Below are 23,375 nucleotides of genomic sequence, written 5' to 3' on the forward strand. Positions count from 1 at the left end.
CCCGCCCCGACGAGGGAAGCCCCGCGCCCGGCGCCGGACAGGCGAGCGCGGGCTGGCGGGCCCGTGCGGCTCGCAACCTTCAGCAGTCTCTATCCGAACGCGGCGCAGCCGAACCACGGCGTCTTCGTCGAGAACCGGCTGAGGCATCTGCTCGCAAGCGGTGAGGCGGTCGCCAAGGTCATCGCGCCGGTGCCCTGGTGGCCGGGGCGCGGCCCGTCGCGCGCCGCCGTGCCGCACGAGGAGCAGCGCCACGGGATCCACGTGCTCCATCCGCGCTTCATCGCCGTGCCGGGCCTGGGGCTCGCCACCAACCCGCGCGCCATGGCGCGGGCCGGCCTCGCCGCGTTCTCGGATCTCGCGCGCTCGGGCTTCGACTTCGACCTCATCGACGCCCACTACCTCTTCCCCGACGGTGTCGCGGCGGTCCGCATCGCGCGCGCTCTCGGCAAGCCGGTGGTCCTGACGGCGCGGGGCTCCGATACGAGCCAGCTTCCGGATCTGCCCTTCGCCGGGCGCATGATCCGCAAGGCGCTCGCCGAGGCGGACGGCATCATCGCCGTCAGCGCAGGGCTCGCGGAAGGCCTCGTCGCCCTCGGCGTGCCGCGCGACAGGATCGTGGTGCTGCGCAACGGCGTGGACACCGCGCTGTTCCGGCCGCCGGAGGCGCGCGCGGCGCTGCGCGTGGAACTGCATATGGATGGGCCGACCATCCTCTCGGTCGGGCATCTCATCGAACGCAAGCGCCACCACCTCGCGATCGAGGCGTTGCGGCATCTGCCCGGATACCGCCTCGTGATCCTCGGCGAAGGGCCAGAGCGCGCCGCGCTCGAGGCGCTGGCCGCCCGGCTCGGCGTGCAGGACCGGCTCCGGATGCCCGGCGCCCGCCCGCATCGCGAACTTCCGCGCTGGTATGGCGCGGCGGATGTGATGCTCCTCGCTTCCGCGCGCGAGGGCTGGGCGAATGTGCTGCTGGAATCCATGGCCTGCGGCACGCCGGTCGTGTGCACCGAAGCCTGGGGCGCGCGCGAAGCCGTCTCGACGGAGGCGGCGGGCCGCGTGGTCGTCGATGCGGACCCGCGCGCGATCGCCGCCGCCGTGGCCGCCCTGCCCGGCACGGCCGAGGCGCGCGCCGCAACCCGGGCCCATGCGGAGCAGTTCGGCTGGGAAGCAACGACGCAGGGGCAGCTCGCGCTGTTCCGGCACATCCTGGAGACGCGCCGATGATGGACCCCGTGCCTGTCTCCCGGCGCGGCGCGCTGGTCCTCGGCGGAGCCCTCGCGGCGCCGTTCGGCCGCGAGGCGATGGCGCAGGGCGGGCCGAGGCTCGTCATGCCCGTGCCGCCGCCCTGCGCGGCGAGGCCCGGCGATATCGTCGGCCTGACCATCGAAGGCCCTTCCGATGCCGCGGTGCTCGTGTTCGGCCAGGCCTTCCGCGCCGGAGACCTGCCGCGCGGCGCGCTTCTCGGCTGCCGTCGCACCGATGGCCGCAGCCTGCCGACGCAGTTCGATCTCAAGATCCGCCATCCGGACGGCTCGGCGCGGCATGGCATCGTCAGCATCACCGTCCCGGCCCTGCGCGCGGGCGAGAGGATCGGGCTCGTGCTCACGCGCGGCGGCGCGGCGGAAGGTGGGCGGCTCGATGTCGCCGCCATGCTGGCTGGGCGTGCGGCGGTCCTCGACATCACGCCGCTCAGGGCAGGCGCCCCCTGGCGTGTGGATCTGCTCGCCGCATGGATGGCCCGGCGCGAGGCCACGCCCTGGCAATCCGGCCCCCTCGCTGTGCAGGAGAGGCTCAGCCTGCCCGTCCCCCCCTCGGCGATCGGCGGGGCGGAATCCATGCGCCTGCTGGCCGACCTCGCCCTGCGCGCGGACGGCTCGCTGTGGGTGGATCTCTGGCTGCGGAACGACATCGCGATGCGGCCCGGCGGCGGCGAGGCCGCCTATCGCGTTGCGCTCTCGCTCGATGGCCGCGAGGCACTGCTTGCCGAACTGCCCCGCCACTTCCAGTACCAGGGCTTCGGCCGGATGCGGGGCGCGGCGCGCGGCGGCGGTGCGCCACCGCGCGCGCCCTTCCTGCGCCACGACGTCGGCTATCTCGCCGAGACGGCCGCAATCGCGCGCTATGACCAGAGCACGGGCGTCGAACTGGCGCGGCTCGAGGATCTCGCGCGGGCGCGATCGGCGCCGGCCTGGGATGCGCCCCTCGCGCCGCGGAACATCACCACCGCCATGGGCACCGGGGGCGGCCGGCCGGACATCGGTCCGGTCACAGGATATCAAGCCTTCTGGCTCTGCGGGGCCGACCGGCGCGCGGCCGAGTTCTCGCTGGACCAGGCGGAAGCCGCCGGGGCCATTCCCTGGCATCACTGGGACAGCGGCGACACCAGGCGGCAGGCGACGTGGCTGAACACGCGGGACTGGCCTGGCCTGTGGTCGGACGGGCGGGGTGGGCGGCCCCCACGCGGCCTCGCGCAGCAGATCCCGGATGGTACTGGCTGGGGCATGACCAAGTCCCACCAGCCCGACCTCAGCTACGTGCCCTATCTGCTGACAGGGCGACGCGCCTTCCTCGACGGCCTGCTCGCGCAGGGGTGCTGGAACATCGTGTTCCATTGGCGCGACCAGCGCCGCGGCGCACCCGTGGGCGCGCCGCTCGATGACGTCATCATGCTGAATGGCGCGCAGAACCGCACGCATGCCTGGTCCATGCGCCAGCTCGACAACGCGGCCTGGATCGCGCCCGAGGGCGATCCCGCCGGCGAGTATCTTCGCGCCGCAACGGCGACCAACTGGCTCTGGATGAGGAGTCGCCTCGCGGACTGGACCGCACGCCAGGGCGAGGCCCATGGATGGGTGCCGGGCGCCTACGGCACGCCAGGGGCGCTGCCGCCCTGGCAGCAGGACTACCTCGCATCAACGGTGGCGCTCGCGGCGCGGCGCGGCAGCGACGATGCGCGCGTCTGCCTCGCCTGGATGACGAACTTCCTGGTGGGCCGCTTCTTCGCGGGCGCCTCCGGCTTCCCGCGCGAGGACGGGGTGGCCTACCTCATCGCCATCACGCGACCCGACGGGCCGAATGACCAGATCCTGCGGACATGGTCAGCCATCGCGGCGGCGACGCGCCAGCGCGACTGGCACAATGGCGACACCTGGCGGACGAGCCGCGGGGATTATTCCCGCTGGGCGCTGCAGAGCCTCGCGCAGATCACCGAGACGCTGAACCATGCCCGCGCGCGCGAGGCCTATCTCTGGCTCCTGGGCGCCGGGGCGCCCTTCACGGGGCCCGAGCATTACGCGGCCAGCGCGCAGCTCAACATCGTGCCGCGGGACATGCCGCGCGTTCCGGCGCGCGCGCTCCGATGCGCGGCATGACCGTCGCCTTCGCGACGCGGGCCGCTACCGCTCACGCATCGCGCAGCCAGACCACCTCGCCCCTGGCCGCGCCCTCGAGCCGATGCGGCGTCCCGTCCGGAGCGATGCGGTGCGGCCGGAACCCCGCCAGGGCCAGCAGACGCCCGATCCCGTCCAGCCCATGCCCGTAGCGCGCCGCGTGGCGTTCCTGCATCTCGGTCTGCACCGCCACCCGGGGGCTCGAGCCGAGAATGCCCATCGCACCCTGCAGGACCGGGAATTCGAAGCCCTCGACGTCGATCTTCAGGTAGTCGATGGCGTGGATTCCTTCCTCGGCGAGCACGTCGTCCAGCCTGCGCATCGGCACGGATGCCGCACCGGGTGTGGAGGATCCATGCGCCACATGGGTCTCCCCGGGATTCGCGCCGTGGAAGGCGAGCGCAACCCGGCCATCCTGCGCGCCGAGCGCGCACTGGAACACCCGCGTGCCGGGATGCCCGATGCTCGCGAGATTGGCGCGGAGGAATTCTCAGGTTCGCGGATGCGCCTCGAAGGCGAGGAGGCGACCCGAGGGGCCGATCCGTCGGGCGGCGATGAGGGAATAGGCCCCGATATTCGCGCCGGCGTCCACGAAGGTTCCGCCGACCGGGACATGGCGCGCGATGAAGCGGGCCATCTCCGTGTCGCGCTCGCCCACGGTGCACATCGCGAAGCTGCTGAAATTGTTGCGCATGCTGCGCAGCCTCAGCCCGTCGGGGGTCGTGAAGCCGAACTCCGGCCGCGCCAATTCGCTGATCGTGAAGCGCGCCGCACGCGCGAGGCAGGCGATGGGCGCGGCGGCGAAGGCCTCGGTCTGCCGCAGCCAGCGCAGCCGCCAGCGAAGGGCGCGGAGCGGGGCCGGGATCAGGCTCTTGAACACGCTCCGTTCCATCCTGGTCCCTGGCCTCCGGCCGTTGCGCGTCGGTCTCGTGGCGAGGATAGAGCCGAAGACCGCGCCGCACGAATGGCTCTTGGCGGTGAGGCGCGCTGCCTGCGGCGATGCCGCCGCCGGGCCTGCGCCCCATCCCGCGCCACCAGGAGGCCGCGCTTGGCAACCCCGCACGCGGCCGCGACGCACGAACCCGCGATGCGCGCCGGCGTTCCTTCCGCCTGATTCTCACCCATGCCCCGCCTGCTCTTCCTTGCCCACCGCATCCCCTATCCGCCGAACAAGGGGGACAAGATCCGCGCCTGGCACATGCTCGATCACCTCGCGGCGCGGCACGAGGTCTCGCTCGGCTGCCTCGTGGACGACCCGGCCGATCTCGCGCATCTGCCGGCGCTTCAGGCCCGCTGCGCCGAGGTGAAGGCGCTTCCCATCCCGCGCGGCGCGCTCGCGGGGATGCGCGCCCTCGCCCGCTTCCGGCCCGGACTGCCGCTCTCGCTCGCCTGGTTCCACCATGCGGGCCTCGCCGCCTGGGTGCGCGAGGGCCTCGCCGCCGGGCGCTGGGACATGGCCTTCGGCTATTCCTCCTCGGTCGCACCCTATCTGCTGCTGCCCGGCGCGGAGCGGATGCGGCGCCGCGTGCTCGACCTCGTGGATGTGGATTCGGCCAAGTGGCAGGCCTACGCCGCCGATGCCGGCTTTCCCATGCGCCAGGTCTGGGCGCGGGAGGCGCGCACGCTGCTCGCCTTCGAACGCCGGGCCGTGATGCAGTTCGATACGAGCCTGTTCGTCTCGGCCGAGGAGGCCGCCTTCTTCGCCCGCCTCGCCCCGGAATGCGCCGGACGCATCGGCGCCATCCCCAATGGCGTGGACCTCGCACGCTTCGATCCCGCCGCCCCCTGGCCGCGCCCCTATGGTCCCGCACCCGCGCTCGTCTTCACAGGCACCATGGACTACCGCCCGAATGTCGAGGCGGTGGGGTGGTTCGCGGCCGAGGTCATGCCGCGCCTCGCCGCGCTCAGCCCGGCGCCCGAGTTCTGGATTGTCGGCGCCAACCCCTCCGCGGCGGTGCGGGCGCTGGAAGCACCGAATGTGCATGTCACCGGCGCCGTGCCCGACACGCGCCCCTACATCGCCCATGCGGCGGTCGCGGTGGCGCCGCTGCGCATAGCGCGCGGCATCCAGAACAAGGTGCTCGAAGCGATGGCGATGGCCCGCCCCGTCCTGGCCACCCCCGAAGCCTTCGAGGGCGTACGCGCGCAGCCCGGCCGCGACCTGCTGGTGGAATCCACGGCGGACGGCATGGCGGCGCGCATCGCCGAGGTGCTCGCGGGCGGGCATGGCGAGATCGGCGCCGCGGCGCGCGAAGCGGTGCGCGCCGGCCACGACTGGCCGGCGACGCTCGCGGCCCTCGATGCGCTGCTGCCGGCATGACGGGCAGCATCATCTTTCAGGCGGCTGCGGCCGCGGCATCGCCGCCCGCCGCCGGCTGCGCTAGGCTTGCGCGCATGCAGGATGACGCGCGGCGCAACCGGGGGAACCGGCCATGACCGATCTGCGCCGCGCCGTGGCGAGCGGCGAAATCGCGGCAAGCGAGGCCACGCCCGGCCCCTCGGCCTGGCGCCTGCCGCTGATCCTGCTGGCGACGGGCCTCGCCGCCTGGGGCGCGATCTTCGCCGCCGAGGCCGTGCACGCCGTGCGCATCTGGGAGAGTTCGGCAGCCTACAATCATGGCTGGCTGATCCTGCCGATCGCCCTCTGGCTCGCCTGGGAACGGCGGCACCGCCTTGCGCTCCTGCGCCCGGTGCCCGCGCCCGCGCTCGCGCTGCTGGGGCTTCCCGCCGCTGCGGCCTGGTTCATCGCCGAGCGCCTCGGCGTGATGGAGGGGCGGCAATTCGCCGCGCTCGGCGTCGTCTATGCTCTGGTGCTCGGCACGCTCGGCTGGCGGGTCGCGCTCGCCATGGCGGCACCGCTCGCCTACCTCGTCTTCCTCGTGCCCTTCGGCGCCTTCACCGTGCCGATGCTGCAGAGCGTGACGGCGCACATGGTGGATATCGGCCTCGATTTCACCGGCATCCCCCACTACGTGGACGACCTGCTGATCGAGATCCCGGCCGGCAGTTTCTACGTCGCCGAGGCCTGCGCCGGGCTGCGCTTCATCATCGCCGCCCTCGCCTTCGGCGCGCTCTATGCCTTCGTGATGTTCCGCAGCCCGTGGCGGCGGCTGATCGTGATGGTGCTCGCGCTGGTGGTGCCGGTCATCGCGAACGGGGTGCGCGCCTTCGGCCTCGTCGTGCTCGGCCATATCGAGGGCAGCGCAGCCGCGGTCGAGGCCGACCACGTCCTCTACGGCTGGGGCTTCTTCTCGATCGTGCTGCTGCTGCTGATCGCCGCCGGCCTGCCCTTCCGCGAGGATCGCGGCCGCCCGCCGGTGCTGAGCGGGCCCGGCGAGCCGCCGGCGCGCGCGCCGCTGCTCGCGGCCATCGCCGCGGCGGTGGCGCTTCTGCCCGCCGCCGCCGCGGCCATGACGGCCTCGCGGCTGAACGCCGGCTCGGCCGCCCTCGTCCCGCAGGAGCGCGCGGTCGCGCTGCTCCCGGCCGAGTATTGCGACGCGCAGGGCGACGGCTCCCTGCTGTGCGACGGCGTGCCGGTGCGCGCGCGGCTCGTGCTGTTCCCGCCCGGGGTGAACTGGGATGCGGTGGCGCGCCTGCGCCGGCAACTGACGCTCTCGGTCTCCGACCAGGACGTGACCTTCAGCGTGGCCGCGCCGGGCGGCGGCAGTTTCCGCGCGCGCCAGCCGAGCGACCGGCCCGGCACGGTGGCGGTGGCGAGTTGGCTCGACGGCCGCATCGTCGGCGACGGGCTGCGCGCGCGCGCGGACCAGGCGCTGCACGCGCTGCGCGGCGGGCATCCGGGCGGCCCGGTGCTGGCGGTGATCGAGATCGGCGGCGAGGGCACGCCGCGCGACGGCGGGCGCGAAAGGGCGCTGCTGATGCGCGTGCTCGAGGCGCAGCGCGCGGGCCTCGTCACCGAGGGCGCGCGCCTTTCGGTCCGGCGCAACTGAACGGCGCGGTGCCGGCGGCATGATCCCCGAACAGGCGGTCATCCTGGTGGGCGGGCGCGGCACGCGGCTCGGCGCGCTGACGCGCCACATGCCGAAGCCGCTGCTCGAGGTCGGCGGCCGGCCCTTCCTCGACTGGCTGATCGAGGAGGTCGCGCGCCACGGCATCCCGCGCGTCACGCTGCTCGCCGGCTTCGAGGCCGAACGCTTCGCGCCCTATCACGGCCGCCTCCTGCGCGGCGCGCGCATCGAAGTGCTGACCGAGCCCGAGCCGCTCGGCACGGCCGGGGCGCTCCGGCTGTTCCGCGACCGCCTCGCGCCGCGCTTCCTGCTGCTGAACGGCGACACGCTGTTCGACGTGAACCTGCTGCGCCTGCCTGGTGCCTGGCGCGAGGGGATCCTCGGCGTGCTCGCGCTGCGGCGGGAAGCGCCGGGCGCGCGCTACGGCACGGTGGCGCTGGCGGCGGACGGGACGGTGACGGGTTTCGCCCCGCGCCCGGCGGAGGGCATCGCGGGCGGGCCGATCAATGGCGGCGTCTACCTCCTCGACCGCGCGATTGCCGGATGCGTCCCGCCCGGCCCGGTCTCGCTGGAGGTCGATGTGTTCCCCCGGCTCGCCACCGAGGGCAGGCTGCTCGGCATCGGCTTCGACGGCTTCTTCCTGGATATCGGCGTGCCGGAGGACTATGCGGCCGCGCAGTCGGCAATCCCGGCCATGGCGCGCCGGCCGGCGGTGTTCCTCGACCGCGACGGCGTGCTGATCGAGGATACCGGCCATCCCCACCGCCCCGAGGAGGCGCGCTGGATCCCCGGCGCGGCGGAGGCGATCGCCGCGCTGAACGATGCCGGTTGCTTCGTCTTCGTCGTCACCAACCAGGCCGGGGTGGCGCGCGGCCTCTACCCCGAGGCGCAGATCGGCGTGATGCACCGCTGGATGGCAGGCGAGCTCGCCCGCCACGCCGCGCATGTGGACGCCTTCGAATACTGCCCCTACCACCCCGAGGCGCCGCTGCCCGAATGGCGGCGGGACAGCCGGCGGCGCAAGCCCGCCCCCGGCATGATCGAGGACCTGATGGCCGCCTGGCCGGTGGATGCGGCGCGCAGCCTGCTGGTGGGCGACCGCGACACCGACATCGAGGCGGCGCGCCGGGCCGGGATACCGGGCCATCTCTTCCCCGGCGGGAACCTGCACCGCTTCATCGCGGCGCTGCCGGGCTCCCCGCTGGCCTGATCGACGCGCGGCAAGGGCCGTACGGCTTGTCTCCGGCCGGGTCTTGCCTGCCACCTTCGCCCGCGCCCCCGGCAGGCGCGCGCTACAGCCGCGCGCGCCAGGCCTCCGCGCCCTCTGCCGAGAAGGTGCAGGGGAGCACGCGGCCGGGCTGCTGTGCGAGGACATCGAGCACCCGCTGCCGGTCGAAGGGATCGGCCATCACCATCAGGAAGCCGCCGCCGCCCGCGCCCGAGACCTTGCCCGCCAGGGCGCGGTTGGCCAGAGCGAGTTCGAGGACTCGCTCGATCTCCGAGGAGGAGATGCCCTCCGCCGTCGCCTTCTTCGCCTCCCAGCCGCGATTGATCGTCTCGGCAGCGAGGCGGAGGTCGCCGGTCAGGATCGCCTCCTTCATCGTCACCGCCTCGGCCTTCAGGCGCAGCAGCGCCTCGATCGCCGCGCTCGATCCCTGCTGCATGTTGGCCTGCTGCTTCTCGATGATAGCCGCCGAGCTGCGCGAGCGGCCCGTGTAGTAGAGCACCAGCGAGGCCTCGAGCTCCTTCACGAGCGGCGGGCGCACGCGCAGCGGGTTGACGATCACGCGCTCTCCCGCGTGGAACTCGATGAAGTTGAAGCCGCCGAAGGCCGCGGCGTACTGGTCCTGCCGCCCGCCCGCGAGGCCGAGCTCGATCCGCTCGATCTCGAAGGCCAGCCGCGCGAGGTCGTACTCGCCGAGGGAAAGGCCGAGATACTCCTGGTAGGCGGCGATCAGCGCGACGACCAGCGCCGAGGATCCGCCCATGCCCGAGCCCGCGGGCACGTCCACCGTGGTGCGGACGGTGACCGCCAGCGGCTTGCCGCCCAGGAAGCGCCTGACGATCGAGGCATGCACGCCCCGATGCAGCCTCGCCGCCTCGCCATCCGGGATCGGCTCGTCGGCCGCTCCCTCGAAGCGCTCGCCCGTCTCGGCGGCCTCGAAGACCAGCCGCCCGTCCTCGCGCGGCAGGATGTGGGCGTAGGCGTAGAGGTTGACCGTGGCATTGAGCACGCAGCCGCCATGGGTGTCGGTGAAGGGCGAGAGGTCGGTGCCGCCGCCGGCAAGGCCGATGCGCAGCGGGGCGCGGGCGCGCACGGGGACGAAGGCGCCGCGGGTGAGGCTCCGGATGCCCGGCCTGGGAAACTCCATGGGACGGCTCTCTCCTGGGTTCGGTCGGGACGGAACGGCGCGGCAGGCGCCGCGCCTGACCGAGCGGGAATGGAAGCAGCGCGGCCCGGCGGCAGGCAAGCGATGCCTGCCGATGGGCCGGCGGGCGCGTGAGCCGGGCGTGCCTGCCGTGCCCGAGCGGCCTTCCACCCCGCCGCCTGCAAGCCTGCCGATACCGGTTGCGCGCGATCTGCCGTAACCTGCCGAAGGCTTCGAACTCCGGCACCGCAGGACCGACACGACATGACGGGACAGAACCCGATCGCCGAGCAGCTTTCCGGCACCGCGGCCATGCTCGCGGCCATGGCGGCGGACGCGGCGCTGTGCGCCGCGGCGCAGCGCGCGGCCTCGATGGTCGCGGCCTGCCTGCGCCGCGGGGGCAAGCTGCTGCTCTGCGGCAATGGCGGCAGCGCGGCGGATGCCCAGCACTGGGCGGGGGAACTCGTCTCGCGCTTCAACTACGACCGCCCGGGCCTTGCCGCCATCGCCCTGACGACGGACACCTCGATCCTGACGGCGATCGGCAACGACTACGGCTATGACCGCGTCTTCGCCCGCCAGGTCGAGGCGCTGGGGCGGCCCGGCGACATGCTCTTCGCGCTCTCGACCTCGGGCCGCTCGCCGAACGTGCTGGCCGCGCTCGAGGCGGCGCGCGCCGCGGGGCTTGTGAGCATCGGCTTCACCGGCCAGGCGCAGGGGCCGATGGATGCGCTCTGTGAGATCTGCATCCATGTCCCGTCCGACCGCACGCCCCGCATCCAGGAAGGGCACGAGGCGCTCGGCCATGCCATCTGCGCGCTGGTCGAGGCGGAACTCTTCCCCCGCCCGTCATGATCCTGGTCTTCGAACTGTCCTGGAAGGGCACCACCCATGCCCCGGGGAACGCGGCGACGACGCAGATCGTCGCGCGCGCCTTCCCCGGCCAGGAGGTCCGCATCCACGCCGACCCCTCGCATGTCGAGCAGTTGCGGCGCGACTCCGCGCTGACGGTCCTGCCCAACGTGACCTTCGCGCCGATCTCCATCCCGGAGATGCATTACGGCAAGCCCGCGGTGGTCTGCCCGCGCCGGCTGCGGCAGGAGTTCGGCATCCTCCTCCGCGCGCTGCGCGCCGCGCCGAAGAACGAGCCGCATCTCGTCTTCCTGATCTCGACCAACGCCACCACCGCCTTCGCCGCCGCCTGGGCGGCGCGGCTCTCGGGCCGGCGCGCCGCGGTGCAGGTCGGCTTCCACGGCAACCTGAACGATGCCTTCGGCTACCGGCCGCGCAACCCGCTGTGGCGGGCGCTCGACACCCGCTCGTCGCTGACGGCGCGCTATCCGGTGCCGCTGCGCTTCCTCGTTCTCGAGGAAGGGATCCGCGATGCGCTCGGCGAACGCCTGCCCGGCGCGCAAGCGCGGACGGACGCCCTGCCGCTGCCGATCAACACCGCCGAGGCCACGGAGCCCCCGGCCGTGCTGGAGAAGCCGCTGCGCTTCGGCTTCGTCGGCCTCGGCACGGCGGACAAGGGCATGGATGTGTTCCTGCGCGTCGCCCGGCGCATCCGTGCACGCCATGGTGCGGAGGCGGAGTTCGTCCATGTCGGGGCCATGCCCCGCAACGCGCCGGATGAAGGCGCCGATGTCCTCGCGCATCCGCCATCCGCGGCGCAATTGCCGCGCGAGGAGTTCACCGCGCGGATCCGCAGCCTGCATTACGTCGTGCTGCCCTTCCGCCGCGGCTATTACGACCTCTCGGCCAGCGGCGCGCTGATCGACGCGATCACCTGGCTGCGCCCGGTGATCGCCACGCGCGTGCCGCTGAGCGCGCAGGCCTTCGCGACGATGGGCGAGATCGGCGCGCTCTGCGAGGACGAGGCGGGCCTCGAGGCCGCGATCGAGCAGGCGCTGCACGACCCGGACCCCGTGCACTACGCCCGGCAGGTCGAGGCGCTGCGGCAGGCGCGCGCGGGCCGCGACCCGGCCGCCCTCGCCGCGACCTACCGGCGCATCGTCAGCGAGGGCTTCCCGAGGCTTCTGCCGGGCTGATTGCGGCCTCCGTCCAGCGGGCACGGACCGGGCCGCCCCGCGCACGGGCGGAACCGCCGGACCGGCTGACGATGCGCGTCGGGGGCTGGCGCTTGCGGCGTTCCGCAGAGCGAGGCGCCCGGCGCCCGCCCCGGAAGGATGCCCTCGCCCGCGGCCCGTGACGGCAAGGGGCCAGTGCCCCGCGCCAGGGGCGCGCGGCGATACGCGCGAATACGTGTCCCGCGGGGCTTGCCCGGCCCTCCGGGTGTTTCCACCCGGTCGCGGCCCGTCCTACGCGAAATCCCCCGGCGCCTGCCGCAGCGCGGTCGTCATGCCGGCCTGAAGGATGATGGCCAGATCGGCGGTGCCGTTGCCGTCAATGTCGAACTCCGCGCGCCCGGTCGCCTCGATGAAGCGCATCTGCGGCCCACCGCCGGGGGCGAAGGCGGCTTCGCCGCGCGCCACGTAGTCGTGCATGTCGCGGCCCGCGACGATGAGGCGATCCCCCTGCGAGGCCAGGAAGTCGAGGATCACGTCCGGGCTCGACAGGGAGGAATCCCCCGCCTCGAAGATGAACCAGTCCGCGCCGCCGCCCCCGCTCATCGTGTCCGCGCCTGCGCCGCCGATGATCGTGTCGGCCCCCGCGCCGCCCGCGATCAGGTCGGACCCGCCGCGCCCCTCGATGCGCGCACCGACGGAACCGGTCACCGTGATCCGGTCCTCCCCGCTGCCCCCCAGCACCGTCTCGACATTGGCGACAGTGACGGTGTTGGCCCCGTTGGCGAGGCGCAGGATGTCCGCCCCGGCGCCGAGATCCACGAAGGAGGCGAGCATCGTCGCCGTCCCGAAGGTCACGTCGTCCGCGCCGGTGCCGCCGATCACCGTCTCGACCAGGTTCGCCGTCACCCGGTTGGCGCCGTTGGCGAGGTTCAACCGGTCCTGACCCGCGCCGAGGCTCACGACCGTCCCGTCCGCCGCCGTCCCCAGCGTGACCACATCGGCCAGGCCCGAGCCGATGATCGTCTCGACATTCCGCACCGTCACGGTGTTGTTGAACACCCCGAGCCGCAGCGTGTCGTTGCCCGCCCCGAGATCCACCAGCGTGCCCGGCAGCGCCGCGCTCTGCAGGATCACCCAGTCCGCGCCCGTGCCGCCGAGAATCGTCTCCACCCCCTCCACGAGCGCCTTGTTCGCGAAGTTGCCCAGCTGCAGCGTGTCGCTGCCCGCCCCCAGCGAGACCAGACCGTCCGTGATCGCCGTCAGCAGCGTCACGCTCTCATTCGCCGCGCCGCCGAGGATCGTCTCCACCCCCGCCGCCCGCACCGACAGGCTGCCGCTTCCCGCAAGCCGCAGCACGTCCAGGCCCGCGCCAAGATCGAACAGGCTGCCCGGCGACGCCGCCAGCACCGTCACGTCGTCACGGCCCGTGCCCCCCAGCACCGTCTCGACATTGGCGACGGTGACGGTGTTGGCCCCGTTGGCGAGGCGCAGGATGTCCGCCCCGGCGCCGAGATCCACGAAGGAGGCGAGCGCCGTCGCCGCCCCGAAGGTCACGTCGTCCGCGCCGGTGCCGCCGATCACCGTCTCGACCAGGTTTGCCGTCACCCGGTTGGTGCCGTTGGCGAGGTTCAACCGGTCCTGCCCGACGCCGAGGCTCACCACCGTCCCGTCCGCCGCCGTCCCCAGCGTGACCACATCGGCCAGGCCCGAGCCGATGATCGTCTCCACGTTCCGCACCGTCACGGTGTTGTTGAACACCCCAAGCCGCAGCGTGTCGTTGCCCGCCCCGAGATCCACCAGCGTGCCCGGCAGCGCCGCGCTCTGCAGGATCACCCAGTCCGCGCCCGTGCCGCCGAGGATCGTCTCCACCCCCTCCACGAGCGCCTTGTTCGCGAAGTTGCCGAGCTGCAGCGTGTCGCTGCCCGCCCCCAGCGAGACCAGACCGTCCGTGATCGCCGTCAGCAGCGTCACGCTCTCACTCGCCGCGCCGCCGAGGATCGTCTCCACCCCCGCCGCCCGCACCGACAGGCTGCCGCTTCCCGCAAGCCGCAGCACGTCCAGGCCCGCGCCAAGATCGAACAGGCTGCCCGGCGACGCCGCCAGCACCGTCACGTCGTCACGGCCCGTGCCCCCCAGCACCGTCTCGACATTGGCGACCCGGGCGACATTGTCCCCGGGCGCGAGGCGCAGGCGATCCGCTCCGGCGCCGAGATCCACCACCGGCGAGTCCGCCAGCAGGCGATCCATCAGGACGACGTCATCGGCCATGCCGAGGCCGACGATGCGCTCCGCCCCGGAGACCGTCACCGTGCCCCCGAGCAGGCTCAGCGTATCCGTCCCGGAGCCGAGGTCCACGAAGGTGCCGCCCTCGGCGCCGATCACCGTCACCGCATCGTTGCCGGCGCCGCCGAGGACCGTCTCGGCGTTGCGGACCATGGCCATGTCGTTGCCGGGGCCGAGCGCCAGCACGTCCTTCCCCGCGCCGAGGTCGAAGTCGAGGACGCCGCCCGCGGCCGAGCGTTCCATCACGTCGTCGCCTGCCGTGCCCTTCACGATGCCGCTCAGTTCATCCACCAGCGACAGCGCGTATTGCGGCGCGATCGCATAGGTCGCGGCCGTCATGCCCGGCGCGCCGTCATTGACCAGCATGCGGAAGGCGTTGAGCGCATCCTCGTTGCCGGTCAGGAGATAGATGCCGGCGAGCGTCGAGCCGGCGAGGCGGGCATACTCCCCGTTGCTCTGGGACCAGCCCGTGCCGTTGGACATGCCGCGCGCGACCGTCGCGGCACCGATCTCCGCCCAGGTCGTATAGGGCTGGTTGCTGTTGGTGGGCGAGATCGCGATGTTGTAGGCGGCGCCGTCATGCGCGGCGAAGCCGTTCTGGCCCTGCATGAACCGACCGACCAGGAAGTTCGTCTGCCACTGCAGGAAGGTCATCGCATCGGCGTTGCCGCGGCTTGCCGCCGCTATCGCCGTGCTCGCGAAATAGTCCTGCTGCCATGGCGCCAGCGCGCCCGCCGTCCCATAGGCTCCCGGCAGCCAGCCATAGGCCTCGCCCTGCATGGCCGTCCAGGACGGGATCTGCTCGACCAGCCAGGCCCAGTTGCGGTCGGCGATCTCCTGGAAATAGGCCTGCTCCGCGCTGCCTTCCGGCGCCGCCCAGGCCGCGTTCTGCACCTGCCTCAATGCCCAGGCGGAACTGCGGACCTGGTTGCCGTTGACGACGATGCCCTCGCCCTGGAGCCGGGGGTCGGGCCAGAGGCCCATGATCGAGAACGAGGCCTGGGCGTAGACCGTGTCGAGGATCGCCCGGTCGCCCGTGAGCAGATAGGGAACGAAGGATAGGTCAGGCTGGTGCGCGCGGTCCGGCGACCAGCCGGTGGTCGTGGAAACCTGCTGCGTCAGGCCACGCGAGTTGGGATCGCCGGGCGTGCCGGTGCCGCCGCGCGGGTCCGTCCACAGCCGCGGGTAATTGTCGGTGTTCAGCCAGGTTCCGTTGGCGGCATCCCAGAAGTTCCAGGGCACCGCGGTCGCGGCCTCGGCCTGGCCGAGGGCGAAGGCGGCCGCGCGCGCGTCCTGGCTGATCAGCCAGGCGGTGTTCGCCGCCGTGGTGATGCCGATGTCATCCCGCCCGCCGGTCATCGGCATGTATTGCGTGACACCGTTCGCCGAGAGCGGCTGCCCCCAGCTCGCGGACTGCATCTGCGTCGCCCAGTCGGCGAGCTTCGTCTCCGCGATCCCGAAATCGAGGTCGTAGCGCGCGATCGCCCCCGTCTCCTGCAGGTAGGGGATGTCGTGCTGGATGTTCAGCCAGCCGCGCGTGGGCGCGCCGATGCCCTGGCCGCCATCGGTCTCGTTCGATGCATAGAGTTCGCGCCAGTTCTGGTACTGCGCCTGGGTGACGCTCTGGCGGTCCACCTCCCGCCCGTCCATGCGCACCACGGCGGTGTAGGTGACGGTGCCGCCCGTCGGCCCCATGGCCTCGTCGTTGTTGAACTGGGCCTGCACGGAATAGCCGCCGCCCGCATAGGCGGTGACGTCGAAGACGAGCCGCTGCGAGCCCGGAAGGTCCACCGAGACGCGCGCCTCGGTCGCGAGAGGCCCCTGCTGCCAGTAGCTGGCCGTGCCCTTCGCCACGGCGTCCCGCAGAATCGCGAGAACGTCGATGCTCTGCGTCGCGCCGCCCTGGGGCGTGATCTCGACCACGAAGCTGCGGCCGGCGAGCGCGGTGTCGAGGTTGATGGCCGGCGCGGCCGTCGCCTCGGCGGGGCGCAGCAGCACCTGGAGGCTCTCGCCCGCGGCGAGCGCCGGCCGCGCGAGCGACAGCACGGCGAAGCTCACCGACCCGTCGGGGTGGAAGGTCTTGGCATCGACCTGCACGGGCACGAGCGTCGCGCCGATGCGGGCCATGAGCGTGGAGCCGGCGGGCAGATCCCCGGCCACGAAGGCCTGCCCGAAGGTGGCGATGCCGGCGGCGAGCGTGCTCGCACCCGCGTTCTGGAAGGTGACGCCGACGATCTCGCCCACCGCGGCGACAGGCGCCTGCGGCTGGATGACGGTTCCAGACACGAAAGACCCCCCTTACCCACTGCCTAGGGAAGCGCGGCCGTCAAAATCCCCCAGAGATGCTCGATTTTGTGACGCGGCTCACGCAACCATAGGTTCCCCTAACCGGGTGTATATGCCAGTGACACCTCCGTTCACAAGCATGAGATTTGTATGAATTCATGGTCGTTTCGTTATTCACTGCCATTTGTGAACGATCCGCTTCAATTTTGATGCGCCCGACCTGCAACCGGATGGCAAGGCTGACCCCTGAAGATCCTGAAAATGAAGAAAAATTGTGTTGCGTCTCGGCTTTTGTTGCAATCCAATGCCGATCCAGCTGGCGCGTCGGCACATTGACGTCCGGTTCCTCCCCGCCAAGCATCCCGACCCCCTTCCGCCTCTTTCCCCCGCTCCCCATTGAACGCATCGCCGGAGGATCCTCTTCCTGTCGCGTCATCTCATCACTGGTGGGTGCGGCTTCATCGGCTCGCATCTCGCGCAAGCGCTCATCGCCCGCGGGGATCAGGTCGTCGTTCTCGACGACCTCTCCACCGGCCGGATCGAGAACCTCGCCCCCGGCGCCACCCTGATCCGCGGCGATGTCACGGACGCGGGCACAGTGCGGAGGGCGATGGAGGGGGTTGACGGCTGCTTCCATCTCGCCGCCATCGCCTCGGTCGAGCGCTGCCGGCAGGACTGGATGGGCAGCCATGCGGTCAATCTCGGCGGCACGATCCGGGTGCTCGACGCCGCGCGGGAGGCCGCCGTGCCGGTCGTCTATGCCTCCTCGGCCGCCGTCTATGGGGAGCAGGCGGCGCTGCCGATCGCCGAGCACGCCCTGCCGCGGCCGCTCTCCTCCTATGGCGCAGACAAGCTCGGCAGCGAGCTGCACGCCCGCGCCGGCGGCGCGATGCACGGCCTGCGCAGTTGCGGGCTTCGCTTCTTCAATGTCTTCGGCCCGCGCCAGGATCCGGGCTCGCCCTATTCCGGCGTGATCTCCATCTTCGCCGCCGCCGTCCTGGAGGGCCGCCCGCTGACCATCCACGGCGACGGCCGCCAGACGCGGGACTTCATCCATGTCTCGGATGTCGTGGCCGCCCTGATCGCCGCCGCCGCGGCGGCGAGCACGGAGGCGCCCGTCGTCAATGTCTGCACCGGGCGGCCGACGAGCATCCTCGACCTGGTCGCCGAGATCGCAGCGATCGCAGGCCGCGAGGCGCGGGTCTCGCACGGCCCTGCGCGGGCCGGAGAAATCCGCCATTCCTACGGCGACCTCACGGCGATGCGCGCGACGCTCGGCACCGGCGAACCGCTCGGCCTGAGGGAGGGGCTTGCCACGGTGCTGGACTGGATCAAGGCCGGGCGGCCCGGCCTGTCGCCTGCGGACGGAGCGTGATGCCGGGCTCCCCAGGCGCACGGTTCCTGCTCGGACCGCGTCACCGCCGGCGGGCAGGCCCCGCCCCTAGGACAACAGCGCCCTCAACCCCATGCCGATGAGACCCCAGCAGAGCAGGCTCATGCCGAGGATGAACAGCGCCGCCACGCTGCGCGGCAGGCGTGTGTCCGCATGCTGCCCGGCCGCCGCCTCTTTCTGGCTTCGAAAGCCGCTTGCACTCAGCGAGTCCGGACCCGCGGGCCGATGCATCGCCATGCCGACTGCAACCTCCATACGAAGACGCCCTTTCACTATACACCAAAACGGCATGGATCTACCCGCAATGGTTGTGGTCGCGTCGTCGTTTTCTTTGTATTTCATCCTTAATACGGAACGTTCCTGGCCTATGGTGTTGCCCCTCGCCGCCCGCCGCTCCGTTCGTGCCGAACGCCACGGCAGCGCGTAGGATCGCCCCATGTGCGGCATCGGCGGCCTGTTCCATCCCGTCTCGCCCGGCATTCCGCCCGAGGCGCGGCTGCGCGCCATGGCCGCCGCCATGGCCCATCGCGGCCCGGACGGCACGGGGCTGCATGCCGAACCGCATCTCGGCTTCTGCCATCTGCGGCTCGCCATCGTGGATGTCGCCGGCGGCGCCCAGCCCATGTTCACCGAGGACAGCACGATCTGCGTCGTCTTCAACGGCGAGATCTACAATCACGAACGCCTGCGCGCCGAACTTGCCGCCCAGGGCGCCCGTTTCCGCACGCGCAGCGACACCGAGGTGCTTCTCGAAGGCTGGCGGCGCTGGGGCACCGGCCTGACCGCCCGGCTGCAGGGCATGTTCGCCTTCGCGCTGTGGGATGGCGCGCGCGGCGAGTTGTTCCTCGCCCGCGACCGGCTTGGCGAGAAGCCTCTGCACTACACTTGGCTACCCGACGGAAGCTTCGCCTTCGCCTCGGAGATCGGCGGCCTGACCGCCTTGCCCGAGACGCCGCGCGGCCTCGATGCCGCAGCACTCGATGACTTCCTCGCCCTCGGCTACATCCCCGACCCGGCGACGATCCATGCCGCGATCCGCCGTCTGCCTGCCGCGCACCAGATGCTGCTGCGGCGCGGCGAGACGGTCCGGCCGCAGCCCCTTCCCTACTGGGCGCCGCCGACCCACCTCGCCGACGCGCCGGCCGATGCGCCCGCCGAACTGCGCCGCCTGCTTGATGCCGCGGTGCGCGACCAGCTGATGAGCGACGTCCCGCTCGGCGCCTTCCTCTCGGGCGGCTTGGATTCCGCCTCCGTCGTCGCGCTCGCCGCCGCGGCGCGGGCCGAGGCGGGCGGCCCGCCGCTCGATGCCTTCACCATCGGCTTCGCCGGCGCCGACGAGCGGCCGATGGCCGCCGAGGTCGCCGCGCGCGTCGGCGCCGCCCATCACACCGAGGAAGGCACGACCGACTACATCGCCGCCGCGCGCGACATCGCCGCCATCTTCGGCGAGCCCTTCGGCGACCATTCCGCCGTGCCGACGCTCGCCGTGTGCCGGTTGGCGCGCCGCCACGTCACGGTGGCTCTCTCCGGCGATGGCGGGGACGAGGTCTTCGCGGGCTATCGCCGCCACCGCTTCCACAGCCTCGTCGAGGCGGTGCGCGCGCACATCCCGGCCAGGCTGCGGCGCGGTGTCATCGGCAGGCTCGCCGCGATCTACCCGCGCCTCGAACGCGCCCCGCGCTGGCTGAGGGCGCGCACAACGCTGACCGAGATCAGCCTCGATTCCGCCCTCGGCTACTACGCCACCGCCTGCAAGATGGACGCGGCGCGCCGCCGCGCGCTCTACACGCCCGCCTTCCGCGCCAGCGTCGAGGGCCACGACCCCGCTGCCCGCTTCGTCGCCGCGATCGGCCGCTGCGACCCCGACCAGCCTCTGCTCGCCGCGCAATATGCCGACCTTCACACCTACCTGCCCGGCGACATCTTGGTGAAGACCGACCGCAGCGCGATGGCCGTCTCGCTCGAACTGCGCGCGCCGATGCTCGACCACAGGGTGGTGGCCTTCGGCCTCGGCCTGCCGGCGCGGGAGAAGCTGCGCCAGGGGGTGGGCAAGCACGTCCTGCGCCGCGCCATGGCCGGCCGCCTGCCCGAGGCGCTGCTCTGGGGGCGCAAGCAGGGCTTCGCCGACGACCTCGCCGCCGGCTTCCGCGCCCGCGCAGCGGAGATCGCGGCGCGGCTGAGCGGGCCCGCGATGCTCGATGCCGGCCTGTTCGACCGCGCCGCCCTCGGCGCGCTGGTGGCCGAGCATGCCGCCGGGCGGGCGAACAACGCCCAGATCCTGTGGCAGCTGCTGGTGCTGGAGGGCTGGCTCGCCCGCCAGGGCGGGCTGCGCGAGGGTTGCCGGCTGGCTGCGGCGTAGCCGGTCATCATGGAATGTGACGTCGTGGCACCGGAGACGACGATGGACCGCCAGGAATCCGCAGCGCCGCCGGCAAGGCTTCGAGGCGTCGCACTGGCCTGCCCCGTTGACCGCGCCGCGCTGGTCGAGGAAGGCCCGGACCGGCTGCGCTGCAGCGCGTGCGCCGCGGTCTTTCCCAGGGTGAACGGCATCCCGGTGCTCATCAACGACGCGAACTCGGCCTTCGCCGTGGCGGACTACGTCGGAGGGCAGGGCTATGGCGGGGCGAGCTACGGCCGCGCTGCCGACCGCACATCGGGCTTGCGCCGACTGGGACGGCGGATCGTGCGACGCCTCGCCGACGTGCAGAGCAGCATCGCCTATCCCGGCCCGGAAGACGCGCTGGCCCATGTCCGGGCAAAGACTTCCTCGCCTGCCGTCCTCGTCATCGGCTCCGGCGGATGTCGCCTGGGCTCGGCCGAGGACCATGTCGTGCACACGGATGTCGCCTTCGCGGCGGAGGTGGATGCGATCGCCGACGCTCACGACCTGCCCTTCGAGAGCTGTTCCTTCGATCTGGTCGTCGCGGTCGCCGTGTTCGAGCATGTTGCCGATCCCGCTCGCTGCGCTGCCGAGGTCGTCCGCGTGCTGCGGCCCGGCGGGTATGTCTATGCCGTCACGCCCTTCCTGCAGCCTGTCCACATGGGCGCCTACGATTTCACGCGCTTCACGCCGATCGGCCATCGCCGGCTTTTCCGAGCCTTCGACGAGGTGGCCGCGGGCGTGGCAATGGGCGCCGGCAGCACGCTCGGGGCCGGTTTCGCGGGCTTCCTGCGCGCGATCTCGGCCGCGGGGGCTTGGCAGCGCGTCGCGGGGCTGGCCGGGATGCTCGCCGCCGCGCCGCTGAGGCTTCTCGACCGGTTCCTGCCCAACTCGGCGGATTTCGCATCCGGCCTTTGGTTCTTCGGGCGCCTGCGCGACGACCCGCCGGTCTCGGATCGGGAACTCGTGACAACCTATCACGCGTCGTTCGGCCGCGGCGCACGGAAGCTGCCGCCTCCATGAGCGCGCCGCCCGCTCCCGTCCGCATCCTGCACGTCCTCAAGTTCTACCGCCCGGACTTCACCGGCGAGGGCGTCTTCCTCGAACGCTGCAGCGCCGTGATGCAGGAACAGGCGCCCGAGGTCGCGCACGATCTGCTCGTGACCCGCACCCCGGGCGAGACGGTGCAGCCCCAGGACGCCGCCTGCTCGACGCTCGCGCGCATCATCTACCTGCAGCGGCGCCCCACGGGCGTGCTGCGCCACCACCTCGCGCTGATCGGCTGGTTCCTGCGCAACCTCCATCGCTACGCGGCGGTCCATGTCCGCACCCATGCGGACTGGTATTTCGTCACCTACCTGCTCACGCGGCTCGCCGGCCGCCGGCTCGTCATCTCCGCGACGCTCGACGACAGCATCCCCGTGCTGGTCTCGCGCTACCGCCCGAGCTTCCGCGCCATCGCGCGGCGCGGCTTCGCGCTGTTCCACGACTACATCGGCATCTCGCCCCGCCTGCAGGAGGAGAACCTCGCCGCGGTCGCCGATCCCGCCCGCTGCCACCTCATCCCCTGCGGCATCACCATCCCCGCCGATGCCGCCTCGCTGCGGCCGGCGATGCGCGCGCGGCTCGGCGTGGCGGAGCAGGATCCCGTGCTACTCTTCGTGGGCGGGCTGTGCGAGCGCAAGGACCCCCTCGCGCTGATCGAGGCGCTGCCCGCCGTGCGCGCGGAGGCGCCCGGCGCGCGCCTCGTGCTGGTCGGGCCGGAACTCGAACCCGACTACGTGGCGCATCTGCATGCGCGCGTGGCCGCGCTTGGCCTTGCCGAGGCGGTGCTCTTCGCCGGCCGCCAGGACGACCCGCATCCCTGGTTCGCCGGCGCGGACATCCTCGCCTTCGCCTCGCGCCTCGAAGGCTTCGGCACGGTGGTGCCGGAGGCGATGGCCCATGGCCTGCCCGTCGTCGTCCGCCGCCTGCCGGGGGTGAACGAGGATTTCGTGGTGGACGGCGAGACCGGCCTCGCCTTCACCGACCAGCAGGGGCTGATCGCCGCGCTGCTCGCCCTGGTGCGCGATCCCGCGCTGCGCCGGCGCATCGGTGAGGCGGCGCGCGGCCTCGCGCTGGCCCGCTTCAGCATGGACGAGGTGGCCGCGCGCTACCTCGCCGTCTATCGCGGGCAGCCGCGGCCGGCCGCCGCGCCCGCATCCGCGCCGCCGGCGCCGACCGGCCTCGGCGCCGGCGCCTCGGTGCTCGACCGCCGCTTCCACAGCCCGGTCGCGATCCCGCCGGACAGCCAGCCGCTGCTGCTGACGATGGTGGATGCCGAGGAAGCCTTCGACTGGTCGCGGCCCTTCGACCGGCAGAACACCGATGTCCGCTCGATGGCCGCGCAGGCGCTGGCGCATCGCGTCTTCGAGCGGCACGGTGTGCGCCCGCTCTACCTCACGGACTACCCCGTCGCGGCGCTGCCGGACGGGCGCGCGCCGCTGCGCGAGCTCATCGCCTCCGGCGTCGCCGAGGTCGGCGCGCAGCTCCATCCCTGGGTGACGCCGCCCTTCGACGAGACGGTCTCCGACCACAACAGCTTCGCCGGCAACCTGCCCACGCGCCTGCAGCTCGAGAAGGCGCGCATGCTGACCGCGATGATCGAGGAGGCCTTCGGCACGCGCCCGCGCATCTGGCGCACCGGGCGCTTCGGCGTCGGCGTGCGCACGGCCGACATCCTGAGGGCGCTCGGCTATGCCGCCGACACCAGCGTCATGCCCTTCTGGCCTGCGGAGAACTGCCCCGCGCCCGCGGATTTCTGGCGCCTCTCGGCGCAGCCCTACTGGCTCGACCACGAACGCACGCTGATGGAGATCCCGGTCGCCGCGGCGCTGGTCGGCCGACTCGCAGGCCGGCGGGACGGCAGCCTCGCGCCGCTGGTCTTCAACCGCGGCGCGACGCGGCTCGGCGTGACCGGGGTCGCCGCGCGCTTCGGCCTGCTCGAACGCATCCGCCTCAGCCCCGAGGGCATCACCATCGAGGAGGCGAAGCGCCTCGCCCGCGCCATGCACGCGGCAGGGCATCGCGTCTTCGTGCTGACCTACCACTCGCCCTCGCTGGTGCCGGGCAACACGCCCTATGTGCGGACGGCGCGCGACCTCGATGCCTTCCTCGGCTGGCTCGACGCCTTCTACGCCTTCTTCCGCGAGGAACTCGGCGGCCGGCCGGGCTCCTGGGAGGAGGTCCGCTGGCCCGGCCGCGCCGCCGGCACGACCCTGCGCGCGGCCGCAGACTGAGA

General features: G+C 72.5%; 15 protein-coding genes and 1 pseudogene. 11 read left to right on the plus strand and 5 right to left on the minus strand.

Translation table 11 applies throughout. The features are described from left to right. Positions 1–63 precede the first annotated feature (63 nt). The gene (locus FHS88_RS16570; RefSeq protein WP_338146624.1) at positions 64–1,224 is read left to right on the plus strand and encodes a glycosyltransferase; all 1,161 of its coding nucleotides are present in this window, start codon (positions 64–66) and stop codon (positions 1,222–1,224) included. Beyond that, positions 1,224–3,371 carry a hypothetical protein gene (locus FHS88_RS16575; protein ID WP_184486580.1) on the plus strand — a complete coding sequence of 716 codons (2,148 nt, stop codon included), beginning with the start codon at positions 1,224–1,226 and terminating at the stop codon, positions 3,369–3,371. Before FHS88_RS16570 ends, FHS88_RS16575 begins: the two co-directional genes overlap by 1 nt. Before the next feature lie 31 nt (positions 3,372–3,402). Here FHS88_RS16575 and FHS88_RS16580 read toward each other — a convergent pair. Both FHS88_RS16580 and FHS88_RS16585 read right to left on the minus strand, forming a co-directional pair. Beyond that, positions 3,403–3,861: pseudogene (locus FHS88_RS16580) on the minus strand (FkbM family methyltransferase); the annotation flags it as partial. A gap of 18 nt (positions 3,862–3,879) precedes the next feature. Next, positions 3,880–4,269 (minus strand): class I SAM-dependent methyltransferase, encoded by a 390-nt coding sequence (locus FHS88_RS16585; RefSeq protein WP_184486582.1) that lies wholly within the window; start codon positions 4,267–4,269, stop codon positions 3,880–3,882. 243 nt (positions 4,270–4,512) lie between these two features. On the opposite strand from FHS88_RS16585, the gene FHS88_RS16590 reads away from it, so the two are divergent. The 3 genes from FHS88_RS16590 (at position 4,513) to FHS88_RS16600 (ending at position 8,567) form a co-directional block, all read left to right on the plus strand. Then, complete coding sequence (locus FHS88_RS16590) at positions 4,513–5,709, plus strand: TIGR03087 family PEP-CTERM/XrtA system glycosyltransferase (RefSeq protein ID WP_184486583.1); 1,197 nt, start codon at positions 4,513–4,515, stop codon at positions 5,707–5,709. Between the two features lie 112 nt (positions 5,710–5,821). Beyond that, positions 5,822–7,339, plus strand: coding sequence for an exosortase A (gene xrtA / locus FHS88_RS16595; RefSeq protein WP_184486584.1), 1,518 nt, complete (start codon positions 5,822–5,824; stop codon positions 7,337–7,339). Positions 7,340–7,358: 19 nt separating this feature from the next. Continuing rightward, complete coding sequence (locus FHS88_RS16600; protein WP_184486585.1) at positions 7,359–8,567, plus strand: HAD-IIIA family hydrolase; 1,209 nt, start codon at positions 7,359–7,361, stop codon at positions 8,565–8,567. Between the two features lie 82 nt (positions 8,568–8,649). On the opposite strand, the gene FHS88_RS16605 is transcribed toward FHS88_RS16600, so the two are convergent. Then, entirely contained in the window at positions 8,650–9,729 is a 1,080-nt protein-coding gene (locus FHS88_RS16605; RefSeq protein ID WP_184486586.1) for a GHMP family kinase ATP-binding protein, read from the minus strand. 261 nt (positions 9,730–9,990) lie between these two features. Here FHS88_RS16605 and FHS88_RS16610 point away from each other — a divergent pair, with 261 nt between their 5' ends. Both FHS88_RS16610 and FHS88_RS16615 read left to right on the plus strand, forming a co-directional pair. Next, on the plus strand, positions 9,991–10,581 hold the full coding sequence (locus FHS88_RS16610; RefSeq protein ID WP_184486587.1) for a D-sedoheptulose 7-phosphate isomerase: 591 nt from the start codon (positions 9,991–9,993) through the stop codon (positions 10,579–10,581). Next, positions 10,578–11,774, plus strand: coding sequence for a glycosyltransferase (locus FHS88_RS16615; protein WP_184486588.1), 1,197 nt, complete (start codon positions 10,578–10,580; stop codon positions 11,772–11,774). The genes FHS88_RS16610 and FHS88_RS16615 overlap by 4 nt, the downstream gene beginning before the upstream one ends. A gap of 270 nt (positions 11,775–12,044) precedes the next feature. Here the strand turns inward: FHS88_RS16615 and FHS88_RS21245 are convergent, their stop codons facing one another. Beyond that, positions 12,045–16,322 carry a calcium-binding protein gene (locus FHS88_RS21245; RefSeq protein WP_184486589.1) on the minus strand — a complete coding sequence of 1,426 codons (4,278 nt, stop codon included), beginning with the start codon at positions 16,320–16,322 and terminating at the stop codon, positions 12,045–12,047. A 460-nt stretch (positions 16,323–16,782) separates the two neighbouring features. Between FHS88_RS21245 and FHS88_RS16625 the strand changes: the two genes are divergently transcribed. Beyond that, on the plus strand, positions 16,783–17,697 hold the full coding sequence (locus tag FHS88_RS16625; protein ID WP_338146630.1) for an NAD-dependent epimerase/dehydratase family protein: 915 nt from the start codon (positions 16,783–16,785) through the stop codon (positions 17,695–17,697). A gap of 66 nt (positions 17,698–17,763) precedes the next feature. Here the strand turns inward: FHS88_RS16625 and FHS88_RS16630 are convergent, their stop codons facing one another. Further along, entirely contained in the window at positions 17,764–18,057 is a 294-nt protein-coding gene (locus FHS88_RS16630; RefSeq protein WP_184486590.1) for a hypothetical protein, read from the minus strand. Between the two features lie 94 nt (positions 18,058–18,151). Here FHS88_RS16630 and asnB point away from each other — a divergent pair, with 94 nt between their 5' ends. Genes asnB through FHS88_RS16645 form a run of 3 tightly spaced genes read left to right on the plus strand, consistent with a single transcriptional unit; the run spans position 18,152 to position 23,373 of the window. Continuing rightward, positions 18,152–20,074, plus strand: coding sequence for an asparagine synthase (glutamine-hydrolyzing) (gene asnB, locus FHS88_RS16635; protein WP_184486591.1), 1,923 nt, complete (start codon positions 18,152–18,154; stop codon positions 20,072–20,074). Between the two features lie 9 nt (positions 20,075–20,083). Further along, positions 20,084–21,118, plus strand: a complete 1,035-nt coding sequence (locus FHS88_RS16640) for a methyltransferase domain-containing protein (RefSeq protein ID WP_184486592.1) — start codon at positions 20,084–20,086, stop codon at positions 21,116–21,118. Continuing rightward, positions 21,115–23,373 (plus strand): glycosyltransferase, encoded by a 2,259-nt coding sequence (locus FHS88_RS16645; RefSeq protein WP_184486593.1) that lies wholly within the window; start codon positions 21,115–21,117, stop codon positions 23,371–23,373. The genes FHS88_RS16640 and FHS88_RS16645 overlap by 4 nt, the downstream gene beginning before the upstream one ends. The last annotated feature ends 2 nt before the right edge of the window (positions 23,374–23,375 follow it).

Origin of the sequence: Neoroseomonas alkaliterrae (genome assembly GCF_014199195.1) — a bacterium.
Lineage (GTDB): Bacteria > Pseudomonadota > Alphaproteobacteria > Acetobacterales > Acetobacteraceae > Neoroseomonas > Neoroseomonas alkaliterrae.

Bases quoted from the DNA above. Each gene is read 5' to 3' on its own strand.
- FHS88_RS16575 (WP_184486580.1), top strand. From the start codon at position 1,224: ATGGACCCCGTGCCTGTCTCCCGGCGCGGCGCGCTGGTCCTCGGCGGA.
- FHS88_RS16590 (WP_184486583.1), top strand. From the start codon at position 4,513: ATGCCCCGCCTGCTCTTCCTTGCCCACCGCATCCCCTATCCGCCGAAC.
- xrtA (WP_184486584.1), top strand. From the start codon at position 5,822: ATGACCGATCTGCGCCGCGCCGTGGCGAGCGGCGAAATCGCGGCAAGC.
- FHS88_RS16600 (WP_184486585.1), top strand. From the start codon at position 7,359: ATGATCCCCGAACAGGCGGTCATCCTGGTGGGCGGGCGCGGCACGCGG.
- FHS88_RS16605 (WP_184486586.1), bottom strand. From the start codon at position 9,729: ATGGAGTTTCCCAGGCCGGGCATCCGGAGCCTCACCCGCGGCGCCTTC.
- FHS88_RS16610 (WP_184486587.1), top strand. From the start codon at position 9,991: ATGACGGGACAGAACCCGATCGCCGAGCAGCTTTCCGGCACCGCGGCC.
- FHS88_RS16615 (WP_184486588.1), top strand. From the start codon at position 10,578: ATGATCCTGGTCTTCGAACTGTCCTGGAAGGGCACCACCCATGCCCCG.
- FHS88_RS16630 (WP_184486590.1), bottom strand. From the start codon at position 18,057: ATGAAATACAAAGAAAACGACGACGCGACCACAACCATTGCGGGTAGA.
- asnB (WP_184486591.1), top strand. From the start codon at position 18,152: ATGTGCGGCATCGGCGGCCTGTTCCATCCCGTCTCGCCCGGCATTCCG.
- FHS88_RS16640 (WP_184486592.1), top strand. From the start codon at position 20,084: ATGGAATGTGACGTCGTGGCACCGGAGACGACGATGGACCGCCAGGAA.
- FHS88_RS16645 (WP_184486593.1), top strand. From the start codon at position 21,115: ATGAGCGCGCCGCCCGCTCCCGTCCGCATCCTGCACGTCCTCAAGTTC.